Raw genomic sequence first — 24652 nt, 5'->3', positions numbered from 1 at the left:
GATTGTGCACGACACGTCCAGCCTGTTTGCGGCAATTATGAAAGTTGTTCCACCGCCCAGCGCGCCGCGTCGGCCACGGTTGCATCCGGATCCTCCGTCAGACGTTCAGCGACGGGCTTCAACTTCGGCTGTCCGGAGTTTCCGATGGCATAAAGAACGTTGCGCACGAACCGATCCCGTCCAATACGTTTGACAGATGAACCTGAAAACTTCGCACGAAAGGCCGCATCGTCAAGAACTGCCAACTCCTCCAGCGCAGGTGCCGTCAGGTCTTCGCGGGCAGCATAGCGCATGTCACTTGCGGCGACCGCGAACTTGTTCCATGGACAGGCCGCCAAGCAATCATCGCAACCATAGATCCGATTGCCCAACTTGCTGCGCAGCTCAGGCTCCACCGGGCCTTTATGTTCAATGGTCAGATATGAAATGCACCGTCGTGCATCCAACCGGTACGGGGCCGGAAATGCATCGGTCGGGCAGATGTCCAGACAGGCACGGCACGACCCGCAATGATCCATCTCAGATTTGTCCGCCGGCAATTCCAGCGTAGAAAAAACAGACCCTATAAAAGCCCAATTTCCCCAATCGCGACTCACAAGGTTTGTGTGTTTTCCTTGCCACCCAAGTCCAGCGGCGTGTCCCAAAGCTTTCTCGGGAACCGGCGCGGTATCGACAAACACCTTAACCTCGCCACCAGCTTCACCAATCAACCACCTCGCCAACCGCTTGAGCCGCTTCTTAACCAGGTCATGGTAGTCCTTGTTCTGCGCATAGACCGAAATCGCGCCTCGGTCCGGGCGGTTCAGGATTTCTGTCGGGTCGCGTTCCGGCGTGTAACTCTCGGCCAACATGATCACCGATCTCGCCTCGGGCCACAAAGCGGCAGGATCGCCACGCCAATGTGTCCGCTCAGCCATCCAGCGCATTTGGCCGTGATACCCAGCGTCCAAAAACGCCTCCAATCGCTCGGGTACCTGCGGAACATCCCACGGACGGCACACGCGGCATGCAACAAACCCTTCTGCCAAGGCCCGTTGCACCAGCAATTCCTTCAAATCCGATCCGTTCTTCATCTGGCCAAAAATACCTTCGGGGGGAATCGTGACTTGGCGCGATGGGGGCAGACAGCCCCCCTCTGTGCACCCTATCAGAAATCCAAATCAGCGTAGTGGGGCGGTGGCCGGAACCCGGGCACCTGATCCGCCAGTATCGACCGGAAGGCCGGGCGCGACTTGATCTTCGCGTACCAGTCCTTGACCACCTGACTGCGGTTCCAATCCACATCTGAAATGTAATCCAGCGAAGACAGATGCGCTGCGGCCGCGAAATCAGCCAATGTCATTTGATCCCCTGCCAACCACCGGCGTTGATCCAGTAACCATGCCATGTAGTCCAGGTGGTATTTGATCGCTCTGGCGCCCTGTTTGACATTCTTGCTGTCCGGGTACCCCTGACCCGTCACCTTTTTATTCACCCGCTCATACACCAGTTTCGATGTCACATCGTGATGGAACTTATCATCAAACCATCCCACAAGCCGCCGCACTTCAAACCGGGCTTCGGGGGTTTTCGGCATCAAAGAGGGTTCAGGACGGGTTTCCTCAATATATTCGCAGATCGCCGCGCTTTCTGACATAATCTGCCCGTCCAGGCGCAGCACTGGAACTTTTCCCGCCGGATTGCGACGCAAAAAATCCGGATCCTGTTCCCAATATCGCTCTTCGACCAGCTCAACCTCGATCTTCTTTTCCGCCAATGACAGACGGACCTTGCGACAATACGGTGAGAGGGGAACGTGAAACAAACGCGCCATGGGCTTCCAATCGAACCAGTGAGTACCCAACAGATTTAGCCTTTGAGGGCGGCGGGTTTCAATCCTCGAAACAATCTGCGCGACCATCTGCGCGGATGGTGGCCGCCCCATCCAGAATAGAAGCCGCTCGTCTGCGTGTACGCGAGGTCGGATCCGTGACTGATCGGTTGCGCGGCGAAGGCAAAATTGCGGCAATTCGCGCCGCCTGAACCGACGTCAGCTTTGACGCGCTGGTGTTGAAGTATTGCTGCGCGGCTGCTTCGACCCCAAAAACGCCATTCCCGGTTTCCGCAACGTTCAGGTACACCTCAAGGATACGCTGCTTGCTCCAGAATATCTCAATCACCGGCGTGATCGAAGTTTCCATTGCCTTGCGCACCCAGCTGCGCCCTTGCCAAAGGAACACGTTCTTAACCACCTGCTGGGTTATGGTCGATGCACCGCGATTGCCGCCGCCCTCAAGCGCGTCGCGGATGGCTTCAACGTCAAATCCCCAATGCTGGCAGAAATTTGCATCCTCTGCTGCCACAACCGATCGCGCCATGATTGGAGCTATCTCTTCAATCGGCACCCATTCGCGCTCAACCCTGCCCAACCGTCGCCATTCGGACCAGATGGTATGGGTCACGGGCGGGTTCAAAACCGAATACAGCAGGACCAGAGCAACCACGAGACCCACAACCGTCAGGCCAGCGCGCGTCATCCAGCGGCGAAACTGCCGCGCCAATGGTGTTTTCTTTCTGGATGCCTTGCTTTTTTTGCCGCCTGATTTGCGGGCTGCTTTCTTCGCCATGTCTCAGCTATACGACGCAGGGTTCCGGTTTGAAACGGCCTAAATCGCGAAAGCACGTGCCTCGCGCGGATGAACAACGGGACGCGCAGTTTCCAGCGACATCGGGTCAAGCCCGGCCAGTTCAGGAAACAAATGCAACACTTCGCATTGTGTCTCGCGATCCGAGGCCGACAACGCATGCCCCGGATAGTAACTTTCGCTTTTCGCTCCATTGGCGAAGACGATCTCATGTTGCTTGAACAAGAGGTGGAAATACTCGATTTCACCGCCTTCGACCCGTGTTACCGTGTCGCCATTGACCAGGGTGTGTGCGGGAACCAGCGCTTCGGTATGGCCGAACAGGTATGACGCCTGCCAGTCTTCAACCAGCATCCGATGCTGAGGTGATACCAGCAAAGGGCGATCCAGACCAAACACACCAGCGTCCAACCGGATTGGGGCCAGTTTACCTTCCGCGGCAACCATTGTGCGCCCGACCCAGATCAAAGGCTGCGGCCCGCGGTCCACTGTTATGACCATGTCGCCAGCTTTCAGATCTTCCACCGCGCATTCGCCTTCGGGCGTCGCGATCATAGTTCCAGATGTGAAACAGGGAGGGCCAAGGCTTCCGACCGGCAGCGGGCCTTGCGTATTAACAAACGTGGTTGATACGAGTGTTCCTGGCTGCAACACCTGCCCGTCCGTCGGGGTGAAAACCCGAGATCCGTCAGCCAAGTAAAATGTTGTTCCTACATAGGTAACATTCCCAACGCCAGACACGTTGACTGTTACAGTGTCTCCGGGCCAGGAATTCGTGACATCCTGGCCGTTGACCGTATCTCCACTGGGCGCGTCAATTTCACCGTCATCATCCACATCTGTCAGATCCAGACTGGTGACCGTGATGGCTGTTCCCAAGGGCGGAGGGTTTGCAGGGTCAAAGGTGTAAAACTGGTCACGATATGTCGTTGGCATCCTGCTGCACCTATTTTCTCACCATCAAAAACCGAAACAGCCCATGGTTATCACCAGAACGTGAACAAAGCTTGGCGAAATTAAGAAGAGCAGGCAAGAAACACACACAATCAATGTAAACAAACAGGGCCCCGCGTGGTGCAAATGACACGCGAGGCCCTGTTTTTCGGTGAAATCCGACTTATTCCGCCGGAACTGCCGTGGCTTCCTCGGTCAGCGGATGGCTCAGCTTGTTCAGCATTTCATTGGGGCAAACCTGCAGGAAGTTGCTTTTTTCCACGTCCCAGTGCTGCAGAATATCCGCGGCTTTGCGACTGTAAGTCTCCTCGGCGTGGCGTGTGATCATGGATTTCAGTTGATCCACCCAATGGTCGACAGTGACCGGACAGGTCACAAGCGTTTCCTTGTTCATCAGCGCTTCGGCCTTGCCTTCTGGATCATACAGATAAGCCATGCCACCGGTCATGCCTGCACCGAAATTGGCGCCAATCTCACCAAGGATAACGGCCAGACCGCCGGTCATGTATTCACATCCGTTCGAGCCGCAGCCTTCGACCACAACTTTGGCACCCGAGTTTCGCACAGCAAACCGCTCACCCGCACGGCCAGCCGCAAACAGATGGCCATCCGTTGCGCCGTACAGGACCGTGTTACCGATAATCGTGTTTTCATCCGCCTTCAGCGGGCTGACTTGCGGCGGGCGTACTACAATCATGCCACCAGAAAGACCTTTACCGACATAGTCGTTTGCATCGCCTGACACTTCCAGCTTCAGACCCGGAGCTGCGAAAGCACCGAGAGACTGACCGGCCGAGCCCTGCAATTTCACGTGCAGATGGTCGTCCTGAAACGTGTTCCGCATACCAAAGTTCTGAACAATATGACTGGAAACACGGGTTCCCACAGTCCGGTGCGTATTCTGCACCGCATAAGACAGCTGCATTTTCTCGCCGTCCTTCAGGAATCTTGCTGCATCCCGCACGATCTCGGCATCCAGAGTATCAGGTACCGCGTTGCGATCTTTGTCACGGTTGTAGACAATATTGGCCGAGCCATCGACGGTGATCAGCAGCGGGTTGAGATCCAGATCGTCCAGATGCGCCGAACCACGGCTGACCTGAGCCAGCAGGTCCGCCCGGCCGATGATGTCGTCAATCGATCGCGCCCCGAGGCTGGCCAGCAGCTCACGCACTTCCTGCGCGTAGAAGGTAATCAGGTTCACCACCTTATCCGCATTTCCGGTGAACTTCGCGCGCAGGCTCTCGTCCTGTGTACAGACGCCAACCGGGCAGGTGTTCGACTGGCACTGACGCACCATGATACAGCCCATCGCGATCAGCGCGGCGGTGCCGATACCGTATTCTTCGGCCCCCATCATCGCGGCCATGACAATGTCGCGCCCGGTGCGCAGACCGCCGTCAGTCCGAAGGGTAACACGGTCGCGCAGGTTGTTCATCGCCAGAACCTGATGCGCCTCGGTCAGCCCCATCTCCCACGGCAGACCGGCATATTTGATGCTGGTCGCGGGCGAAGCACCTGTGCCGCCATTGTGCCCCGAAATCAGGATCACATCAGCCTTTGCCTTGGCCACACCGGCCGCAATCGTGCCAACGCCCGAGGACGCCACCAGTTTCACCGTCACCTTGCAGCGTGGGTTGATCTGCTTGAGGTCATAGATCAGCTGCGCCAGATCCTCGATCGAGTAGATGTCGTGATGCGGCGGCGGCGAGATCAAGGTCACGCCTTTGGTCGAGTGCCGCAGACGCGCAATCAGGTCGGTGACCTTCATGCCTGGCAACTGTCCACCCTCACCGGGTTTCGCACCCTGGGCGACCTTGATTTCCAACTCTTCGCACTGGTTCAGGTATTCAGCAGTCACACCGAACCGGCCCGAGGCCACCTGCTTGATCTTGGCCGATGGGTTGTCGCCATTGGGTTCCGGCACGAAATGTGCCGGGTCTTCGCCACCCTCGCCCGAGTCCGACTTTGCGCCGATCCGGTTCATCGCCACGTTCAGCGTCTTATGCGCCTCGGGTGACAGCGCACCCAAGCTCATACCCGGCGTGACAAAGCGTTTGCGGATCGAGGTGATCGACTCGACTTCTTCAATCGGAACCGGCTTGCCCAGCGGTTTGAAGTCCATCAGATCACGCAGATGGATCGGCGGGTTCGACTGCATCTTGGCCGAATACTGCTTCCATAGCTCATAGGACGCCTTGTTGCAGGCCATCTGCATCATGTGCATGGACGTGGCTTCCCACGCGTGGGTCTCACCTGATTTCCGCGCCTTGTAGAAACCACCGATGGGAAGAACATCCAGACCGCTATTCCAGCCTTTGGCGTGGATTTCTTCAGCCTTTGACTGAATACCCGTGACGCCGATACCGGAAATACGGCTGGTCATGCCCGGGAAATATTCGGCCACCATGGCGCGGCTGAGGCCAACGGCCTCAAAATTAAGGCCACCGCGATAGGACGAGATCACTGAAATGCCCATCTTGGCCATGATCTTCAGCAGGCCCTGGTCGATGGCTTCGCGGAAGCGGGCGACGTTCTCGGTCAGCGTGCCGTCCAACAGCCCACGATCAATGCGATCTGCCAGCGAATCTTCTGCCAGATAGGCGTTCACAACGGTCGCACCGCAGCCGATCAACACAGCGAAGTAATGCGGATCAACACACTCCGCCGACCGCACGTTCAGCGAACAGAAAGTGCGCAATCCCTGACGTGTCAGGTGCGAATGCACGGCGCTGGTTGCCAGAATCATTGGCATTGCGACACGGCCTTCGCCCGAGTGCATGTCCGTCAGCACAAGATGTCCGGCACCCGAGCGTACAGCTTCTTCTGCTTCGGCTCTAACACGGGCCAAAGCGGCGCTAAGAGCGCCCCGACCGGGTTCAAAACTACAATCAATTTCAGCCAGCGGAGCATCGAAGTTTTCAACCAGCTTGTCCCATTGCGCATTACCGACAAAGGGGCTTTCCAAAACCACGATCTCGGTTTGGCTGCTGTCTTCATCCAACACATTCTTGAGGTTGGCAAACCGCGTTTTCAGCGACATCACACGGTATTCACGCAGGCTGTCGATCGGAGGGTTGGTAACCTGGCTGAAGTTCTGGCGGAAGAAATGGCTGAGCGGGCGGTATTGCTTGGACAGAACCGCCGACGGCGTGTCATCGCCCATGGATGCCAGGGCTTCTTTACCGTCTTCTGCCATCGGAGCCAGGATTTGCTCCAGCTCTTCAACCGAATAGCCCGCAGCGATCTGACGCTTGCGCAGCTCTTCACTCGAGAAGATGGACGTTTCGGTCACGCCAGCGAGCGTTTTGTCCAGATCGTTGATCTTGCCGACCCATTCACCAAAAGGAAGGGCGCGGGCCAGTTTGTTCTTGATCTGGGTATCGCGGAACAGCTTGCCCTTTTTCATGTCGACGGCCAGCATCTGGCCCGGACCCAGCGCGCCCTTTTCGGTCACGCTCGCCTCGTCGATCGGAACCATTCCGGCCTCAGAGCCCGCGATAACCAAACCATCGCCTGTCACCACATAGCGCATTGGGCGCAATCCGTTCCGATCCAGACCGGCGCAAACCCAGCGGCCATCGGTCATGGCCAACGCAGCCGGGCCATCCCAAGGCTCCATCACCGAGTTGCAATAGGAATACATGTCACGCCAGGCCTGTGGCAGCTCAACTGCCTGCTTGGACCAGCTTTCCGGCACCAGCATGGTTTTCGCCATCGGGGCAGACCGGCCTGCACGCACCAGAACTTCAAAAACCGAGTCCAATGCAGCGGAATCCGACGATCCGCCAGCGATGATAGGTTTAATGTCTTCGGCATAGTCGCCAAAGGTGCCACTGGCCATGCGGATTTCATGGCTCTTCATCCAGTTGATGTTGCCCCTCAGTGTATTGATCTCACCGTTATGAGCCAACATGCGGAACGGCTGGGCCAGCCACCATTGTGGGAAGGTGTTGGTTGAATAGCGCTGGTGATAAATTGCAAACGCTGATTCAAAGCGTTCGTCCATCAGGTCGGGATAGAAAACCGCCACCTGTTCAGCCAGCATCATACCCTTGTAAATGATCGAACGGCAGCTGAGCGACGCCAGATACAGCCCGGAAATACCAGCCGCTGCGGCCGCTTTTTCAATGCGGCGGCGGATGACATAGAGCTCACGCTCGAAGGTTTCTTCATCCACGCCTTTGGAATTCGAGATCAGGATCTGCTCAATCTCGGGGCGGGTGGCGTTGGCTTTTTCACCCAGGCAGGTAACGTCGACCGGCACATGACGCCAGCCATAGATGTAGTAGCCCATGCGCAGAACTTCGGTTTCCACGATGGTCCGGCACTGTTCCTGCGCACCAAAATCGGTGCGCGGCAGGAAGACCTGACCAACCGCGATCAGCTCATCCAACTTGGGCTCGTGGCCTGTGCGGCGAATCTGGTCATAGAAGAATGGCACCGGAATCTGCACGTGGATCCCCGCGCCATCGCCGGTTTTGCCATCAGCATCGACAGCGCCGCGGTGCCAGATCGCCTTGAGCGCGTCGATACCCGCGTCGACAACCTTGCGCGACGCTTTGCCGTCCACGGACACAACAAGGCCTACGCCACAAGAAGAATGCTCTTCTTCCTTGGAATAGAGACCGTTTTCGGCCATCCATGTGCGCTTGGCTTCTTCGGCCCGCACCCAATCGGCATCATATTTGGTCATTGGCTGTCTCCTTGTTCCGGCTGGGCATACATGGCTTCGACCTCGGCTTTGGTCATCTGCCGACGTTCGCCTGCGAACGCGTACCCCTCGGGCTTTTTGTCGATGTAAAGTTCAAGTTTCAGCGGGTTGCCTGCGGCATTATCAAACAGACCTGCCGCCATTTGTGTCTGGCCGTGCATCTCGCCCGGAAGGGTGATCCGATACCAAAGTGCCGAACCACAATCGGCACAAAAGGCACGCTCAGCCCAGTCGGAAGACGTATAGGTTTTGACCGGGCCAAGCGCTGCGTACCCTTCTTCGGCCTGAAAGGTCACTAACATCGAGCTGGTCCAGCGGCGACACTGGTCGCAATGGCACGCCCCCAGCGCATCCCGCGCCGGAGTTGCGGTTACTGTGACCTCGCCACACATGCATTGGCCTTGCAATTCAGGCATTTCGGACCCTCCTGATCGCTGGGATTACTCGGCTGCAACGGCAGCTTTTGTGTTAAAGCGGTCGATGATCGCGTCGGCGCAGTCGCGCCCATCACGGATTGCCCAAACCACCAGAGAGGCACCACGTACTATGTCACCAATGGCATAGATGCCGTCCATCTCGGTCTCGCCGGTTTGGAATGCCGCCTTGACGGTGCCCCAGCGGGTGACCGGCAGGTCGGGTTGGCCGAACAGTGTGGGCAGATCTTCAGGCTCGAATCCCAGCGCCTTGATCACCAGATCGGCGTCTTCGACATAATCCGCGCCTTCGATTACTTCGGGGGCCTGACGACCCGTGGCATCAGGCTGCCCCAGCCGCATCTTCTGCACCATCACACCCGAAACCGTGTCATCGCCCGTGAAGCCTTTGGGCGCGCTGAGCCATTCAAAGATCACGCCTTCTTCCTCGGCGTTCTGCGTTTCACGCTGCGAGCCCGGCATGTTCGCCCGGTCCCGGCGATACAGGCATTTGACCGAAGTTGCACCCTGACGGATCGATGTGCGAACACAGTCCATCGCGGTGTCACCACCGCCAATCACAACGACTTTTTTGCCTGCCGCATTCAGGCGACCATTGTCGAAATCCTCGACCTCGTCGCCAAAACTTTTCCGGTTTGAAGCGGTCAGGAAGTCGATTGCTTTTTCGATACCCGCAAGACCACTGCCCGGCATGGACAAGTCACGCGACTTGTAAACGCCGGTCGCAATGATGACGGCATCATGCTTGGCCCGGATTTCTTCGAACTTGGCCGCATCCACGTCGCAGTTCAGAACAAACTCGACCCCACCGTCGGCCAGCAGATCATTGCGGCGCTGGACGATGTCTTTTTCCAGCTTGAAGCCCGGAATACCGTACATAAGCAGGCCGCCCGCACGGTCATAACGGTCGTAGACGGTGACTTGGATACCCGCTTGGCGCAGCATGTCCGCTGCAGCCAGTCCACCAGGTCCTCCACCAATGATACCCACACTTTCACCGCGCTCTGCCGCCGGGATCACTGGCTTTACCCAACCTTTATCCCATGCTGTGTCGGTGATGTATTTTTCAATGGTACCGATGGTGACCGTTCCATGGCCCGATTGTTCAATCACGCAGTTGCCTTCACACAGGCGGTCCTGCGGACAGATGCGCCCACAAATCTCGGGGAAAGTATTGGTTGCCTGACTTGTCTGATAGGCCTCTTCCAGACGGCCGGTCGCAGTCAGTCGCAACCAGTCGGGGATGTTATTGTGCAGCGGGCAATGTGACTGACAATATGGTACCCCACACTGGCTGCAACGACTCGCCTGCTCGGCCGCTTTTTTAGCGGCGTACTCGGAATAGATCTCGTCAAAGTCGTCCTTGCGGTCATCGGCGGCACGCTTTTCCGGCATGACGCGGTCGATCTGCACAAATTTCAGCATCGGTTGCTTGGCCACGGGTCAGACTCCATGAATTGGCTTAGTCTGGTTTCTTTACGGGATGAGTATCTGAATGAAAAGTCAAATATACTGACCTACTTTTAGAAAACGTGTCGTTCCATTGGAAAAATTAGGTAAAAACCCGAAGTTTTAGTTCCGATTCGGACCTATATGCGTGCTTTCCTTTTTTTTACCGCCCTTATACCCATAAACCTCAAAGACACGTGGCGGCAGCACGGCAGGGCAGATGAGTTTTTTCCACCTGATTCTCGTAGCAATCATTCAGGGAATCACTGAGTTTTTGCCCATATCTTCATCAGGTCACCTGATCCTTTTACCTAGCCTGACGGGCTTGCAAGATCAGGGTCAGGCCATAGACGTTGCGGTGCATGTGGGCACGCTCGGCGCCGTTATTCTTTATTTCTGGTCGGACGTGAAGCAAGCCCTTGCTGGGCTGCCTGGCGCTCTGACCGGGCGGACGGACACACCTCAGTCCCGTCTCGCTCTGGGGCTGATCATTGCAACGATCCCAACTGTGATCGCGGGCTTTATTTTGCATTTAACCGGACTGAGCGATGCCATGCGATCAATCACCGTGATCGGCTGGACAATGCTGGGCTTTGGGCTGCTTCTGTACTGGATGGATCAGAAAGGCCCCGAAACCAAGGAAGCCGCCGATTGGGGAATACGTGACGCGTTCATAATGGGGTTGTGGCAGGTTCTTGCGCTGATTCCCGGTACATCCAGATCCGGGATTACCATCACAGGAGCCCGTCAATTGGGCTATACCCGAGAAGACGGCGCACGGATTGCCATGCTGATGTCGATCCCGACGATTCTGGCGTCGGGCACTTTGCTGGCACTGGATGTTGTGCGCGACGCCGATATGCAATTGGCCCGGGATGGGGCCATTGCAGCGGTGTTTGCTTTTCTCTCGGCCCTTTTGGCACTCAGCCTGATGATGCGACTTCTGCGCAGTGTCAGCTTTACACCCTATGTCATCTACCGCGTCATTCTCGGCGCGATCCTGCTGTTTATGGCCTACAGCTGATCAGATACGCAGGTTCTTGGCCGAGTTCTGAATGTCATCATACTGACCCGAGGGCCGGAATTTCCACAGATATTCCGGCAGCACGGAGTCCAGCGTTGTTGGCGCGATCCCAAGATCAGCAAATGACTTGGCCCCGTCCGATACGACATTGTCGTGCCGCAGGTTCTTGAGCTGATCCCGGGTCAAAATGTTGTTCGGGAACAGCTGGAAGCTGACGAATTTTGCGATGTCCAACATTCCCGCCATGATCCGGGCAGCAAAAAACGGCATACCGATGATGACGCGGCGACGGTGAATGACCTCAAGCATCTGCTGCATAAGTGCGCGAAAGGTCTTCACCTCGGGCCCACCCAGCTCATACACACCAGGCTCGGCCTGACCCAAAGCGCCTTTGACGGCCGCCTGGGCCACATCATCCACGAAGACCGGCTGGAATTTGGTGTCGGCCCCAACCAGAGGCAGGAACGGCCCCATGCGAGTCATGCCGGCGAAACGGTTGAAAAACTGATCTTCGGTTCCAAAGATTACTGAGGGGCGCAGGATCACCGCGCTGGGCATATGTTTCAGAACACCCGCTTCGCCTTGTGCTTTGGTTTGAGAATAATCGCTGGCGGCACCCGCATCAGCACCAATGGCCGAGATTTGAACCATTCGTTCAATACCCTGCTCGGCGGCCAAACGCGCGATGCGTTCAGCTCCTTCGGCCTGCACGGTATCAAAACCGTTTTTACCCAACGCGTTCAGCACGCCCACGCAGTTGATCACGACATCCGCGCTATGCATCGCCAATGCGACCGAAGCATCATCCCGAATATTGCACAGTACCGGTTCAACCTGCCCCACAACACCGTAGGGTTTCACGAACATTGCCTCGTTCGGACGTCGCACCGCAACCCGTACACGCCAGCCCTCACTTGCCATGCGCCGCGCGATGTAGCGACCGACAAATCCCGATCCGCCATAAATCGTCACCAGTTTCGACATGAGAGGGCTCCTGCTGAGAAATTGCGCCCTAGAACTAACGCCCGCAGCCCAGTCAAACAAGGCGCTAATTCGCCGCGACGACATTGAAACTCCTGGGTCAAAACCACCGGTCGAAAACCGAATTCAAAAAACTTTAAAAAATCTATTCGAATCCGGTTGACGCCCCCGGCCACTAGGCTTAAACGCCCCTCCACGACACCTGCCCAGGTGGCGGAATTGGTAGACGCGCTAGCTTCAGGTGCTAGTGTCCGTATGGACGTGGAGGTTCGAGTCCTCTCCTGGGCACCAAATCCCCTTACAAAACATAAATAGATTCAACATGTTGACGTAGGCGATTTGTACCGGAAACCGTCTATTGCACCTTGTGGTACCCGCAGATGAAAAATCTGGCAGGTATTTCCCCGAACACAGAAATCCATCTGGTGATCACTGGCACCAGAGATTAGTTTGCGAATTGTTCAACAGGGCAAAACCGATGCGCAAAGATCTGAAGGTAGCTTTCGAAAATATTGACTGGTCGGGGAAAAGAGGAAGAGCGCCTCGGTCAGGTCGCGGATCGACCTTGGCCGCCACAACTAGGCTTCGCGACGCTTTGCCCAGTATTTTCGAAAAACTCGAAGTCCGTAGGTTTCTTGATGCCCCCTGCGGCGACTGGACGTGGATGCAGGCGGTGGACCTGTCAACGCTTGTGGCCTATCACGGAGCAGATATCTCAAGTTCGGTCATAAACCCCGTTGCAGAAGAGTTTACTTCTGAAAATGTATCGTTCTCCGTACTGGATATATGTTCAGACCCGCTGCCCAAAGCTGACCTGATGATGTGCCGCGACTGCTTATTCCATCTGAAACACGAAGCAAAATGGGCATTCTTCAGGAACTTCATTGAGGCTGATATTCCCTATCTTCTTACTTCGATTGATCATGTTCGGCACAATCAGGACCTCAAAAAGAATGGCGGGTATCAACGGTTCAATCCTATGATTGAACCGTTCAATTTCCCGATGCCATTGTATCTAATCCACGAGACATCAGACGCACCCGAGTTTGATCTTCACGATCCGAACCTCGGCAATCGGCAGCACCGATCAATGGGGATTTGGAGCCGGGACACTTTGGTACAGGCGGTGGGTAGGCGTCCAAGTAACGCTTGACGGCGCTTTCACCTTGGTAGCTTCGCGTACCGGAAACCGGCAACGTTTGCAGAGTACTGATCAAAGCTCACATACTACGACGTTCAGGACACCGATTGCTCAGACACGATCTCACCAAAGCTGGTAAAGAACTTGCCTGACAGTTTCTTGGCAGTTCCTGCAATCAACCGACTGCCAAGCTGAGCGATCTTGCCGCCGACGTCGACCTTGGCCGTATAGGTCAGAACCGTTTCGTCCCCGTCTTCGGTCAGCGTTACCTCGGCCCCGCCTTTGGCAAAGCCTGCTGCTCCGCCCTTTCCTTCACCAGTCAATGAGAACCTATCCGGTGCATTTGTCGTATCCAGCGTAACCTCACCCGAAAAGCGGGCTTTAACCGGACCGATTTTCAGCACCACCTTGGCCTCAAGCTCAGTAGGTGAATTCTGCGTGAGCTCTTCACAGCCGGGGATGCAGTCCTTCAACACTTCCGGATCATTCAACGCGCGATAAACCACGTCACGAGGTGCAGAAATACGAATTTCGTCAGTCAGTTCCATTCAGGTCTTTCCTTTATTCAACAACATCTTGGAAACACACGCAAAGCGACCTCCGTGGCCTCTTTAGTGGTTTGTTCTGGTCGCACAGGCCATTTGCGGCGCAAGCGTTCAAGCAAGTTTTTCATCATGAGAAACCTCTGTCGATTTGTCACTGTTTCGCCACATCACGATCTCGGCCAGGATCGACAGGGCAATCTCATGTGGGTCAATGGCATTGATGTTCAGCCCCGCCGGAGATTTCAGGCGGGCGACCTTCACTGGATCCATACCCTGCGTAATCAGCTTCGCAGTCAGAGTGTCAGCCTTGCGGCGGCTGGCCACCATCGCCACGCGCGCCGCCTCGGTCCCCAAGGCTGCCTTCAAGGCAACCCCGTCATTGCGTCCTTGCGCAGCTACAACAACAAAGTCGCGCTGTTCCACGCCCAGAGTATCGACTTGGTCCAAAGCGAACCGCGTACAGTCCTTTCCGGCCTCGACTCCGGCCTCGACCATCGTACGAAACCCTGCAAGCAACCCATGCGCCGCCAGAGCCTCTGCGATTACCCCGTCGCCGAAGATTACCAGCCGGGGCGCATGTTGATAGGGCTCGACCAGCAGATCGACGGTGCCACCAGACGGGCAGCCGCTCTTGAAGGTTTGCACGCCATCCGGGTCTGTCATGGTTACCACCTTTTCCGAAGGTTTGACGCAGATCAGCTGAGGCGCACCGCAGGTCAGCGCCCGCTGCGCCGACGTTCGAACCGCGCGCTGCACACACGCCCCGCCAAGATGCCCCAGAATCTGGCCGTCTCGCGTGATTGCCGCCTTGCCACCGGCCTTGGCCGAGGTCGCATCCGCTGTACGCAGAACCGTCGCCACACAAAAGGCCTCCCCACTCTCGCGCAGCCGTTCGATGGTGTCGAATATGTCGAAATTTGCCATGTTGGACTCCTTTCACAGCTTCCGGAATTGCGGCTCCAGCGCCGCCAAAGCATCGAGTGTGTTGGCCGGCAAATGGGCGTCCAGATAGGGTTCTGCCGCTCGCATCCCCGCTGCAATCGGCTGATAGTCTTTCCAGCCTTTTAGCGGATTCAACCAGACAATCCGCCGTGCTTTGCGCTTTATGCGCGCCAATACATCGCCCAGAGCTCGCGGATCAGAACTGCAATATCCGTCCGAAAGAACCAGAACGACAGTCCGCCCGTTCAATGCTTGCGCGCCGTAACCGACCAGAAACCTCTCGAGACTGCCCGATATATCGGTACCGCCCCCGAATCCTTCAGCCATCAGCGACAATCGCCCTGCCGCCCGAAGCGTATCGTGATCGCGCAGTGCATCGGTAACCCGCATCAAACGTGTATGGAACAGATAGGCGTCCGCCTCAGTCTCGCCACCGATCAGCCCTTTTAGAAAAGCCAGAAACACGCGTGAATACACGGTCATCGATCCACTCACGTCGCACAGCGCCACAATCCGCATCGGGCGTGGCGGCCGCGCACGGCGATACAGATCCAAAGGCTCGCCACCACGCGCCAAGCTGGCGCGCTGAATTCGGCGCATGTCCAAAACTGATCCTCTCAACGCTCTTTTGCGGCGACGCGAACGACGATCCCTTATGGCGTGGGCCAAGGCCAGAGCTGCCATTTCGGCCTGTTTTAGAGTCTCTTCATCCACCAGTTCACGCAAATCCCGGCGCGACATGTTGGCAGTCCGAGTCGCGATCAACTTCCCGTCCATCCCCTCAGCCTCTCCGTCGCCATGGTCCGGAGTGGTGGCTTCCTGAGGCGAATGCGACTGTGTTTCATCCTCCGCCTCGCTCTTGGACTGCCAGATCATCGGTTTCGCGGATTGCACCCGCACATGTTTGTTTTTCACCGTTCCCGCACGCTGCTTGCCCAGATTGAACCAATAGGCGTCGAATAGCTCATCAAAACGGCGCCAATCATCCGCATCACCGGTCAACACCGCGCACATCGCCTGCCGGACCTGGTCGGCATTCGTTGCATCGATATTGGACAAAGCGGCCAGCGCATCCCCGGTTTCACTCGGCCCCACACGCAGGCCATTCATTCGCAGATAACCGATGAACCCGGACATACGATCCGCGAGACCATTAGCTCGGGAAGGGAAGCGCGTGACCTGCATTACGCCACCTTTCCGATCAAGCGATCCATCACCTCGGGTGGGGCCGCGTCGTAATCAGCGGCGGTCTTTAGCAAGCAAACCAATGTTGCCTGCACTTCATCCGGTGACTTGGCCAAATCATTCACCCCCAACCCGGACAGAGCAGCAGCCCAGTCCAGCATTTCGGCAATACCTGGTGATTTCTCAAAGTCTTCTTTCCGCAACGCCTGGACGACCCCGATGATCTGACGCGCCAGAATTCCTTCTATGTGAGGCAAACGAGACCGCAAGATAGCCATTTCGGTTTCCTTCGATGGATAGGCAAGGAAACTATACAAGCACCGTCTGCGCAAAGCGTCTGACAAATCACGCGTCCCATTAGCGGTCAGGATCACAATAGGCGTGACCTGCGCCTTCACAGTGCCCAGTTCCGGAATCGTGATCTGAAAATCAGAGAGAATTTCCAGAAGATAAGCTTCGAACTCCTCATCCGCACGATCAATCTCGTCAATCAGAAGAACTGGGGGTTTCTCCTCAGAAATAGCCTCTAACAAAGGCCGTTTCAGTAGATAATCATCAGAAAACAGCTGCGCTTCGACAATTCCACCCTGCGCTTCGCTCGCGCGAATGGCCAGCAATTGACGTTGGTAATTCCATTCATAGATGGCGTGACTGGCATCCAGCCCCTCATAGCACTGCAACCGGATCAATCGGGTATCTCGCCATGCCGCCATTGCTTTGGCAACTTCAGTTTTGCCCACGCCTGCGGGCCCTTCCAACAGCAAAGGCCGCCCCAATTGCTGCGCCAAATGCAGCGCCATCGCCAACCGGTCGTCGGCAACATAGCCCTGCGCGGCCAATCCGTTCTGCACGTCATTCAAAGTCAAAACCAGGATCCAATCTTCATCTGGCCAAAAATACCTCGGGGGAGATTCGGAGGGGGTAGAACCCCCTCCGTTCGGTCGGACCGGCGACAGCCGGTTCGAAACCGATTACCCGTGCATCCCCAACCCGTTGGCGATCTTCCAAATGCGCCAGTGGTCATGCGGCATGTGGCTCTGCACCAGCCCAAAGGGTCGGAACGCATCATGCACCGCGTTTGAAAACGCAGGCACGCCACCCACATTCGGGCTTTCTCCTACGCCCTTTGCACCAATCGGATGATGCGGCGAAGGCGTCACCGTGTGGTCCGTGGTGTAGTTCGGCGTTTCCCACGCGGTAGGAATAAAGAAATCCATCAGCGTGCCGGTCTTCACATTGCCCATCTCATCATAGGCGATTTCCTGACCCATCGCGATGGCCAGCGCCTCGGTCACGCCACCATGGACCTGCCCTTCAATAATCATCGGGTTGATCCGGGTGCCGCAATCATCCAGAGCATAGAACTTCCGAACATCCCATTCACCGGTGTCCACGTCGATCTCCATAACGCAGATATAGGCCCCGAAAGGATAAGTCATATTCGGCGGGTCATAGTAGCTTACAGCCTCCAGCCCCGGTTCCAGACCGGGAATGGCCTGATTGTAAGCGGCAAAAGCGATCTCTTTCATTGTCTTGAACCGCTCAGGCGCGCCTTTGACGGCAAAGCGATCCACATCCCATTCCAGATCGCCATCATGAACCTCAAGCAGATAGGCCGCGATCATCTGCGCCTTGGCGCGGATCTTTCGCGACGCTACCGCCGTCGCGGCACCGGCCACGGGGGTCGAACGCGACCCGTAGGTGCCCAGCCCATAAGGCGCGGTGTCGGTATCGCCTTCCTCCAGCGTGATATCATCTGCGGGCAGACCGATCTCGCTGGCGATGATCTGGGCAAAGGTCGTGGCATGACCCTGCCCCTGGCTGATCGCCCCGATACGCGCGATGGCAGAGCCGGTGGGGTGAATGCGGATTTCGCATGAATCGAACATGCCCATCCCAAGGATATCGCAGTTCTTCACAGGCCCTGCGCCAACGATTTCGGTGAAATGCGTCAGACCGATCCCCAGCAGCTTACGCGTTTTTCCAGCCTTGAACTCCTCGATCCGCTGCGCCTGCTCGGCACGCAGACCGTCATAATCCACAGCCTTCAAAGCCTTGTCCCAGGCGGTATGATAATCGCCCGAGTCATATTCCCAGCCCAGCGCAGACTGATAGGGGAACTGATCGGCCTTGATAAAGTTGATCCGGCGCAGCTCGGCTGCGTCCATGTTCAGCTTGATGGCCAGAACCTCGATCATCCGTTCGATGAAATAGGCGGCCTCGGTCACGCGGAAGGAACAGCGATAGGCCACACCACCGGGCGCCTTGTTGGTATAGACACCATCCACAGCCAAATAAGCGGTGGGGATGTCATAAGACCCGGTGCAGATATTCATGAACCCTGCCGGGAACTTGGACGGGTCGGCACAGGCATCGAAGCCGCCGTGATCCGCCGTGGTATGGCACCACAGACCGGTGATCTTACCTTCTTTCGTGGCCGCGATTTTGCCCTGCATCCAGTAATCGCGGGCAAAAGCGGTGGCCATCAGGTTTTCCATCCGGTTTTCAACCCATTTTACCGGCTGACCGGTTACGATCGAGGCCACAACCGAGCAGACATAGCCTGCATAGGCCCCGACCTTGTTACCAAAGCCACCGCCAATATCAGGACTGATCACCCGGATATTATGCTCGGCCAATCCAGAAATAAGCGACACAACTGTCCGGATGGCATGCGGAGCCTGGAACGTGCCGTAGAGCGTCAGCTTACCGGTCACCTTGTCCATCGATGCGACGCAGCCGCAGGTCTCCAATGGGCAAGGGTGCGTGCGGTGGTAATAAACCATCTCTTCAGCGACGACATCGGCCTCACCCAGAACCGCTTCGGTCGCGTCCTTGTCGCCCTGTTCCCAGGTAAAGATATGGTTGTGATGTTTGCGCGGCCCATGCGCACCTTCGGTCTGGCCTGCAAGGTCTTCACGCAGAACAACGTCCGATTTCAACGCCTCGAACGGGTCGGTCAAAACCGGCAATTCTTCGTAGTCGACTTCAACCAGTTCTGCCGCATCGGCCGCAATATAGCGATCTTCGGCAACGACATAGGCAACCTCTTGGCCCTGAAAAAGAACCTTTCCGTCTGCCAGCACCATTTGCTTGTCGCCGGCCAGCGTCGGCATCCAATGCAGACCTAGCGGAGCAAGGTCTTCGGCAGTCAACACGGCAACAACACCGGGCACGGCGAGCGCTGCCTCTTTGTTCACACTGACGACACGTGCATGAGCGTAGGGCGAGCGGACAAATGCGCCGAACAGCATTCCGTCCAGCTTGATGTCATCGACATAGTTGCCCTTGCCTTGGGTAAAGCGCACGTCTTCGACGCGTTTTCGGGCGCAGCCCATGCCTTTTAGGTTGGTGGCGCGTTCTTCGGGGGTCAGAGTCTGGTCGTTCATTCCGCAGCCTCCTTCTGAGCGTTCAGCATGTCGGCCGAGGCCGAGATCGCTTTGACAATGTTCTGATACCCGGTGCAGCGGCACAGATTTCCGGCCATGCCAAAACGGATGTCTTCCTCGGTCGGGGTTGGGTTTTCCTGCAGCAACCTGTGCGCACGGGTGATCATACCCGGTGTGCAGAAACCGCATTGCAGCCCGTGATGTTCGCGAAACATCTCTTGCAGAACCCCAAGGCTGCCATCGTCGTTGGCCAGTCCTTCGACGGTGGTGATATCGGCCCCGTTCACCTGTGCCACGAAAGTGGTGCAGGATTTGACCGACTTGCCGTCGATATCGACAGTGCAGGCCCCGCAATGGCTGGTCTCGCACCCGATATGCGGACCGGTGATTTTCAAATCTTCCCGCAGGAAATGGATCAACAGCGTGCGCGGCTCGGCCAGACCTTCGACCTGTTTGCCATTCACGGTGAGTTTGACGTGCATTTTCGACATGAATGTTCCTCCCCTCAGCCCGCGCGGCTTTGTGCGCGGTCGATGGCGCGGCGCAACATCACAGCGGCCACGTGTTTTTTGAATTCGACGGGTCCTCGGTTGTCTTCGACAGGCTCGATGGCATCCAGCATCGCGGTCACGCAGGCATCAACATTTCCCCCGGCAAGCGCAGTACTGGCGCTTTCGGACCAGACAGGAGTATCGGCCAGATTGGTCATCGCGACCGAGGCCGTTCCATTGCCAACCATCACTGCCGCGGCGGCAGTTGCGTAATCCCCGATCTTGCGTTTTTGCTTTTCATAGGCCTGACCGACACCCGCACCCGGCACAGGAATCGAAATCCGCGTCAGAATTTCCTCGTCCTCGCGGGCCGTGAAGTATGCAGCTTCATAAAAGTCGCGGGCCGCAACGCTGCGATTTCCATCGGGGCCAGACAGTTCAAACGATGCGTTCAGACACTGCATAAGACCGGGCATATCATTCCCCGGATCTCCATTGGCCACGTTGCCACCGACAGTTCCCATATATCGCACCTGAGGATCGGCGATCTGTAGCGCCGCCTCTCGGATCAGCGGGATAGCAGCAGTCAAACCATCATGGGTGATCAGCTCATGCTGCGTGACCATCGCACCAAGAGTCACTGTCTCAGGACCAATCTCGACGCCCCTGAGTTCATCAATAGCCTGAAGATCGACCAGATGGCCCATTTCAGCCATTCGCAGCTTCATCATCGGGATCAGGCTGTGCCCGCCCGCGATCACGCGCGCCTCGTCTCCGTGTTCCTGTAGAATGCCGATGGCCGAAGCGATGTCGCCTGGCCGGTGATACTCAAAACCGGCTGGTATCATATCTTTCCTCCCTGGGTCCGAGCGATATGCCTTGGGGGACCTGAGGATAGAAAAGCGGCGCTAACTCCGCACCCGCCAGTTACGTGAAACGGGGCGCGCAGCTTGTTTCACGAAATACGAATGAGCTGCACCAGTTGCGATCACAGACCCAGCGCATCGCGAATATCCGTCAGGCGGGATCGGCTGACTGGCACCTTTGTCAACGCGTCGACGCCGTCGAAATAGCAAGTGCCGTTATCCTTGTGCCGTTCGAAACTCGAGACATGTTTGGGGTTCACCAAATAGCTGCGATGCGCCCGCAAGAACCCTTCGGAAAGCAGACGGGTTTCCGCTTCGGTGATCGACCATGGGCAGAATAGTTTCTCTGAATCCAAATAAAGGACAGTATAATGCCCTTCGGCCCGAATGGCGGCAATTCCGGCGGGGTCCGCAAAAAACGTCTGGCCTTCACGCTCATACGGAACACCAGCGCGCATCTGTGTCTGTTCAGGCGCAGGATCTAGGGCAGAAGCCGCAGGTGCCGCTTCGGGCTTTGGTTCGATAAACGTGATCCCGGTCAACAAAAAAGCACCGCAGATCAGGAAGACGGATACAGTCACGCCCATCGCCAGCACCTGATTGTCCAGTGCAGGACCCGCGCCACCGGGGCTGTCACTTGCAACGAAATCGGTCAGACCAGTGGCAACGAAATGCATGGTAAACACAGCCAGCCCGAAACAAACCGTGCCCAGCAGAATGTTGCGTTGAGTTCGATTGCCATAAGCCACCCAAATGGCGGCCACTGACAGAATCACCGATGCCAAAGTGGACAGAACAATGTCCAAGACGTTGTTCACGGGGCGGCACAGTTGCATCCCGGCCATACCGATATAGTGCATCGCCACGATACCCAGACCTACGATCATCCCCGAACCGATCATCGTCTGCGCCGAACGGGGCCGAAAATGTAGCAACAGCAGCGCTAGCCCAACCATCAGGATTGCGGCCAGCGCCGACATGAGTGTGATCAGGGCGTCGTAATAGAACAGGATCGGCAGTTGCAGGCCCAGCATAGCAACAAAATGCATCGACCAAATGCCGCCGCCCAGAATGACCGCGGCCAAAGCCACAACAAGTTTGCGCCGCTGACTGTCCAGCTTTGACGCGCCATGCGTAAGGTAAAGACCTGTAAATCCGGCCATCAGTGCCACAGCAAGCGATGCCGCCACTAACCAGGCGTTATGAGAATAGTCCAACATTTGGATTTGAGCGCCCTCCCCGACGCGAGGGCGACGTTAGCAAACAGAATTAGCTGCGACAATTCACAGTTAGCTGTCGCAGGGCTCAGGCCTGCTTTTGAACCTCGGCCTGCTCCGCCACCTCAACAGCGTCTGCTGTCACTTCGACCACGTCGTCCCCTTCCGCAGGCTCCATGGCTTCGGGCTCTTCGGATTGATCCTCAAGCGCACCAACGATCAACGGCAGCATGTGTACACCGGTCGCACTTGCGATTTCGGGCGTTTGAGGTGTCTGCCAACTGAGCGTATCGAAGCTGCCGCAGTTCTGACAAACCGGCCCCCATTCAGGCTGAATATCATGGCAATTGTTGCACACCCACTGCGGACCCCGCGGCGCGTTCAACGCCTTGGCCAACCAGCCTTGCACAACGGCGTCCGAAGCACCTTCGCCCCGTTCGATGGCAGCCATCAATGTATAGGCGCGTGCATCACCTTGTTTTTCGACCACATCGCCCAACGCACGGCGGGCTTCGGGGAAATCCTCGGCAACGATATTCAGCTCCGCCAGAATCAGACGGGTTTCCATGTTCTCGGGATGAATGCGAGTCAGCGCGGTGAACCGCTTGATCCGTTGATCGGGGGTTTCTTCCGGTGCGATCTCGGCAAAGGCATGGGCCAGATCAGGATGGGGCTGCACATCCCATGCCTTTTTGAGAATCTTTGTCGCCGCCCGGGGTTTGCCTTTGGCAATATATGCACGGGCCGCCATGGCGGCGGCTGGCACAAGATCGGGTGACAGGCGATTGGCCTCGATCGCGCGCTCCTGTTGTTCGACAGAGGCGTCTTCGTCCAGAATTCCCTTGGCTTCGGACAAGGCCAAAACTGCATCGCGCCGTTTGAATACGTCGCGTGGCAAATGCCCGGCTTTTAATTTGGACGTCAGCGTCGACCGCGCACCGGCCCAATCCTGCGCCTTGGTTTGCAGGTTCATCAACACGTCTTGCGTTTCTTCGTGGCGCGGTTTGATCGCCAGAGCTTTCTCGGCCAATTTACGGGCGGTTTCATCATCACCTTCGGCCAGCTTCTGCTTCATGATCCCGCGCACGCCGACAAAGCGGGTCGCATTGTTGGTCACCAGTTTCTTGTAGGTGTCCGATGCTTTTTTAGTATCACCGGTCATCTCGGCGGCCTGTGCCACGAGCAGATTGGTCAGTTCCGGCCTGTTCAACAGCTTCTCGGCCTTGCTGGCTTTGGTCATCGCCACACGCCCTTCGCCCGAAGCCAGCGCCATCAGGCCATCCGCCAGCGCATGATATCCTTTTTGTTCTCGGTTGCGGTCGAAATACCGGGACAAGGCCGTTTCGTCACCGTTCAAAAATTTCAATGTTGCGATTAACAGGCTGAGCAGTTTGAAAAACAGCCAGACCGCAAACACCAACACGCCCAGAGCGATCACCGATTGAAGCGGCCCGAGTGTGAATTCTGTGCCCGCGACGGTGATTTGAACCCCGCCACTGGTTTGCATAAGGAAGTGACCGCCCAGCGCAAGCAGGCCGATAATCGCAACAAAAACGAGGATCTTAAACAGTGACCACAGCATGGCAGGTCCTTCAGTTCGAGTTCAGGCCGGAAGCCAATGTATTTGCCGCATCAACGGCATCGACCCGTGTCTGGGCCGCCTGCTCCCAATCGGCCATCGCGGTCTGCGCCGCTTCGGGAAGTGATTTCAATTCGCTCAACGCTTTGGACAGGTCTCCATTCGCTAGCGCAGCCTGCGCGCGTGACAAAACAGCGTCAGGCCCATCGCCTTCCTGAGGCGTGACCGAACGCGCACCCGTTTGGCGTTGCAGGAAGGCGATCAGGCCACTGCCTTTGTCGGCATCCCGCGCTTCAGTCAGCGCCGTTCTCGCAGCAGAATCAAATGAGGCTCGCAACGAGGTCAGGGTTTCCACCCCCTTTTCCGACGTGCTGGTCAAGGCGTCCGGGACATTGACACCCCCTGTCTTCAATTCAGTGACCAGATCAGAATAGGGCTGACCTGCGTCCAGTTGCCCGTGCAGACGGGACAAAACAGCGGCATTTGTCGCTGCCTGTGCGTTGGCGGACGCTTTCGCCTCAAGCGCCTGAGCGTCCGAGACCATTTTTTCAACCTCAGCCCGTTGAGTCGCCAACGAATCCTGCAGTTTCTTCAACTCGGCGTCAAAGGCAGCGATGGCTTCGGGTGATACGTTGGCTTCGATTGGTGCTTTCTCCAATGCTGCGATCCGGTCCGACAAAGGCCCGACCTGACCGTTCAGCGTATCAACCGAAGATTTGACCGCGCTCAGGTCTCCTTCGACCGGTGTTAGCTTGTCCGACAACGCTTTGACCTGATCTGTCAGACCGGAAACGTCCGGGATGTTTGCAAGCGTCTGTGACAACTTGGCAATCTGGCCCGATTGATCTGCCAGTTTCGATTCCAATGCCGCCAACACATCTGAGTTGTCGGAGCCATTTGACAACATCCCGCCATTGCCCAGCGCAAATCCCATTGCAGCCGCGATGGCGCCGCCCAGCAAAGCGGGCACAAAACCACCGCGCTTTTCAACTACACGCTCGACAACCTTTTCCTCGACCGGGGCGATTTCTTCTGTTGGCGCTTCGGCTTCGGCTTCGGCTTCGGCTTCGGCTTCGGCTTCGGCTTCGGCTTCGGCTTCGGCTTCGGCTTCGGCTTC

At 56.8% G+C, this 24652-nt stretch carries 20 protein-coding genes and 1 tRNA gene; 3 read left to right on the top strand and 18 right to left on the bottom strand.

Translation table 11 applies throughout. The features are described from left to right. Positions 1–35: 35 nt before the first annotated feature. The 7 genes from queG to Q0816_RS24155 all read right to left on the bottom strand — a co-directional run bounded on the left by queG (position 36) and on the right by Q0816_RS24155 (position 10166). Positions 36–1073: a tRNA epoxyqueuosine(34) reductase QueG gene (queG, locus tag Q0816_RS24185; RefSeq protein WP_298855506.1), complete on the bottom strand. Its 1038-nt coding sequence runs from the start codon at positions 1071–1073 to the stop codon at positions 36–38. A gap of 74 nt (positions 1074–1147) precedes the next feature. Then, complete coding sequence (locus Q0816_RS24180; RefSeq protein WP_298855522.1) at positions 1148–1813, bottom strand: glutathione S-transferase family protein; 666 nt, start codon at positions 1811–1813, stop codon at positions 1148–1150. Between the two features lie 58 nt (positions 1814–1871). Continuing rightward, the gene (gene mtgA / locus Q0816_RS24175) at positions 1872–2606 is read right to left on the bottom strand and encodes a monofunctional biosynthetic peptidoglycan transglycosylase (RefSeq protein ID WP_298855505.1); all 735 of its coding nucleotides are present in this window, start codon (positions 2604–2606) and stop codon (positions 1872–1874) included. A 39-nt stretch (positions 2607–2645) separates the two neighbouring features. Further along, positions 2646–3560 carry a Hint domain-containing protein gene (locus Q0816_RS24170; RefSeq protein WP_298855504.1) on the bottom strand — a complete coding sequence of 305 codons (915 nt, stop codon included), beginning with the start codon at positions 3558–3560 and terminating at the stop codon, positions 2646–2648. Positions 3561–3741: 181 nt separating this feature from the next. Then, the gene (gene gltB, locus Q0816_RS24165) at positions 3742–8274 is read right to left on the bottom strand and encodes a glutamate synthase large subunit (RefSeq protein ID WP_298855503.1); all 4533 of its coding nucleotides are present in this window, start codon (positions 8272–8274) and stop codon (positions 3742–3744) included. Then, positions 8271–8708 carry a GFA family protein gene (locus Q0816_RS24160; RefSeq protein WP_298855502.1) on the bottom strand — a complete coding sequence of 146 codons (438 nt, stop codon included), beginning with the start codon at positions 8706–8708 and terminating at the stop codon, positions 8271–8273. Before Q0816_RS24160 ends, gltB begins: the two co-directional genes overlap by 4 nt. A 24-nt stretch (positions 8709–8732) precedes the next feature. Continuing rightward, on the bottom strand, positions 8733–10166 hold the full coding sequence (locus Q0816_RS24155; protein ID WP_298855501.1) for an NAD(P)-dependent oxidoreductase: 1434 nt from the start codon (positions 10164–10166) through the stop codon (positions 8733–8735). Between the two features lie 229 nt (positions 10167–10395). On the opposite strand from Q0816_RS24155, the gene Q0816_RS24150 reads away from it, so the two are divergent. After that, a complete protein-coding gene (locus tag Q0816_RS24150) occupies positions 10396–11199 on the top strand; it encodes an undecaprenyl-diphosphate phosphatase (RefSeq protein WP_298855500.1) in 804 nt (267 codons plus the stop codon). Here Q0816_RS24150 and Q0816_RS24145 read toward each other — a convergent pair whose 3' ends face one another. Then, positions 11200–12183 (bottom strand): complex I NDUFA9 subunit family protein, encoded by a 984-nt coding sequence (locus Q0816_RS24145; protein ID WP_298855499.1) that lies wholly within the window; start codon positions 12181–12183, stop codon positions 11200–11202. 201 nt (positions 12184–12384) lie between these two features. Between Q0816_RS24145 and Q0816_RS24140 the strand changes: the two genes are divergently transcribed. Together Q0816_RS24140 and Q0816_RS24135 are read left to right on the top strand one after the other, a co-directional pair. Further along, positions 12385–12471 (top strand) — tRNA-Leu (locus Q0816_RS24140). A 373-nt stretch (positions 12472–12844) separates the two neighbouring features. Further along, positions 12845–13333, top strand: a complete 489-nt coding sequence (locus tag Q0816_RS24135) for a class I SAM-dependent methyltransferase (protein WP_298855498.1) — start codon at positions 12845–12847, stop codon at positions 13331–13333. Between the two features lie 83 nt (positions 13334–13416). Here Q0816_RS24135 and Q0816_RS24130 read toward each other — a convergent pair whose 3' ends face one another. The 10 genes from Q0816_RS24130 to Q0816_RS24085 all read right to left on the bottom strand — a co-directional run. After that, complete coding sequence (locus Q0816_RS24130; protein ID WP_298855497.1) at positions 13417–13869, bottom strand: carbon monoxide dehydrogenase subunit G; 453 nt, start codon at positions 13867–13869, stop codon at positions 13417–13419. Positions 13870–13977: 108 nt separating this feature from the next. Then, the gene (locus Q0816_RS24125; protein ID WP_298855496.1) at positions 13978–14790 is read right to left on the bottom strand and encodes an XdhC family protein; all 813 of its coding nucleotides are present in this window, start codon (positions 14788–14790) and stop codon (positions 13978–13980) included. 12 nt (positions 14791–14802) lie between these two features. After that, entirely contained in the window at positions 14803–15993 is a 1191-nt protein-coding gene (locus Q0816_RS24120; RefSeq protein ID WP_298855495.1) for a VWA domain-containing protein, read from the bottom strand. Next, on the bottom strand, positions 15993–16859 hold the full coding sequence (locus tag Q0816_RS24115) for a MoxR family ATPase (protein WP_298855494.1): 867 nt from the start codon (positions 16857–16859) through the stop codon (positions 15993–15995). Before Q0816_RS24115 ends, Q0816_RS24120 begins: the two co-directional genes overlap by 1 nt. A 105-nt stretch (positions 16860–16964) precedes the next feature. Next, positions 16965–19382: an aerobic carbon-monoxide dehydrogenase large subunit gene (locus tag Q0816_RS24110; protein WP_298855493.1), complete on the bottom strand. Its 2418-nt coding sequence runs from the start codon at positions 19380–19382 to the stop codon at positions 16965–16967. After that, on the bottom strand, positions 19379–19873 hold the full coding sequence (locus Q0816_RS24105; protein WP_298855491.1) for a (2Fe-2S)-binding protein: 495 nt from the start codon (positions 19871–19873) through the stop codon (positions 19379–19381). Before Q0816_RS24105 ends, Q0816_RS24110 begins: the two co-directional genes overlap by 4 nt. Positions 19874–19887: 14 nt before the next feature. Then, positions 19888–20721: a xanthine dehydrogenase family protein subunit M gene (locus Q0816_RS24100; RefSeq protein ID WP_298855489.1), complete on the bottom strand. Its 834-nt coding sequence runs from the start codon at positions 20719–20721 to the stop codon at positions 19888–19890. A 140-nt stretch (positions 20722–20861) separates the two neighbouring features. Then, entirely contained in the window at positions 20862–21959 is a 1098-nt protein-coding gene (locus Q0816_RS24095; protein ID WP_298855487.1) for an MHYT domain-containing protein, read from the bottom strand. A gap of 85 nt (positions 21960–22044) precedes the next feature. Further along, positions 22045–23538, bottom strand: a complete 1494-nt coding sequence (locus Q0816_RS24090) for a heme biosynthesis HemY N-terminal domain-containing protein (RefSeq protein WP_298855485.1) — start codon at positions 23536–23538, stop codon at positions 22045–22047. A gap of 10 nt (positions 23539–23548) precedes the next feature. Further along, on the bottom strand, positions 23549–24652 hold a 1104-nt coding region (locus Q0816_RS24085; protein WP_298855483.1), incomplete at its 5' end, for a hypothetical protein.

Source organism: uncultured Ruegeria sp. (assembly GCF_947497005.1).
GTDB lineage: Bacteria > Pseudomonadota > Alphaproteobacteria > Rhodobacterales > Rhodobacteraceae > Ruegeria.
This window is presented reverse-complemented; position numbering and strand designations above follow the sequence as displayed.

Excerpts from the sequence above, each read along its gene's own strand:
- queG (WP_298855506.1), bottom strand. The coding sequence starts at position 1,073 with ATGAAGAACGGATCGGATTTGAAGGAATTGCTGGTGCAACGGGCCTTG.
- Q0816_RS24130 (WP_298855497.1), bottom strand. The coding sequence starts at position 13,869 with ATGGAACTGACTGACGAAATTCGTATTTCTGCACCTCGTGACGTGGTT.
- Q0816_RS24180 (WP_298855522.1), bottom strand. The coding sequence starts at position 1,813 with ATGGCGCGTTTGTTTCACGTTCCCCTCTCACCGTATTGTCGCAAGGTC.
- Q0816_RS24135 (WP_298855498.1), top strand. The coding sequence starts at position 12,845 with ATGCAGGCGGTGGACCTGTCAACGCTTGTGGCCTATCACGGAGCAGAT.
- Q0816_RS24110 (WP_298855493.1), bottom strand. The coding sequence starts at position 19,382 with ATGAACGACCAGACTCTGACCCCCGAAGAACGCGCCACCAACCTAAAA.
- Q0816_RS24160 (WP_298855502.1), bottom strand. The coding sequence starts at position 8,708 with ATGCCTGAATTGCAAGGCCAATGCATGTGTGGCGAGGTCACAGTAACC.
- Q0816_RS24095 (WP_298855487.1), bottom strand. The coding sequence starts at position 21,959 with ATGTTGGACTATTCTCATAACGCCTGGTTAGTGGCGGCATCGCTTGCT.
- gltB (WP_298855503.1), bottom strand. The coding sequence starts at position 8,274 with ATGACCAAATATGATGCCGATTGGGTGCGGGCCGAAGAAGCCAAGCGC.
- Q0816_RS24105 (WP_298855491.1), bottom strand. The coding sequence starts at position 19,873 with ATGTCGAAAATGCACGTCAAACTCACCGTGAATGGCAAACAGGTCGAA.
- Q0816_RS24145 (WP_298855499.1), bottom strand. The coding sequence starts at position 12,183 with ATGTCGAAACTGGTGACGATTTATGGCGGATCGGGATTTGTCGGTCGC.
- mtgA (WP_298855505.1), bottom strand. The coding sequence starts at position 2,606 with ATGGCGAAGAAAGCAGCCCGCAAATCAGGCGGCAAAAAAAGCAAGGCA.
- Q0816_RS24170 (WP_298855504.1), bottom strand. The coding sequence starts at position 3,560 with ATGCCAACGACATATCGTGACCAGTTTTACACCTTTGACCCTGCAAAC.
- Q0816_RS24150 (WP_298855500.1), top strand. The coding sequence starts at position 10,396 with ATGAGTTTTTTCCACCTGATTCTCGTAGCAATCATTCAGGGAATCACT.
- Q0816_RS24090 (WP_298855485.1), bottom strand. The coding sequence starts at position 23,538 with ATGCTGTGGTCACTGTTTAAGATCCTCGTTTTTGTTGCGATTATCGGC.
- Q0816_RS24100 (WP_298855489.1), bottom strand. The coding sequence starts at position 20,721 with ATGATACCAGCCGGTTTTGAGTATCACCGGCCAGGCGACATCGCTTCG.
- Q0816_RS24120 (WP_298855495.1), bottom strand. The coding sequence starts at position 15,993 with ATGCAGGTCACGCGCTTCCCTTCCCGAGCTAATGGTCTCGCGGATCGT.
- Q0816_RS24125 (WP_298855496.1), bottom strand. The coding sequence starts at position 14,790 with ATGGCAAATTTCGACATATTCGACACCATCGAACGGCTGCGCGAGAGT.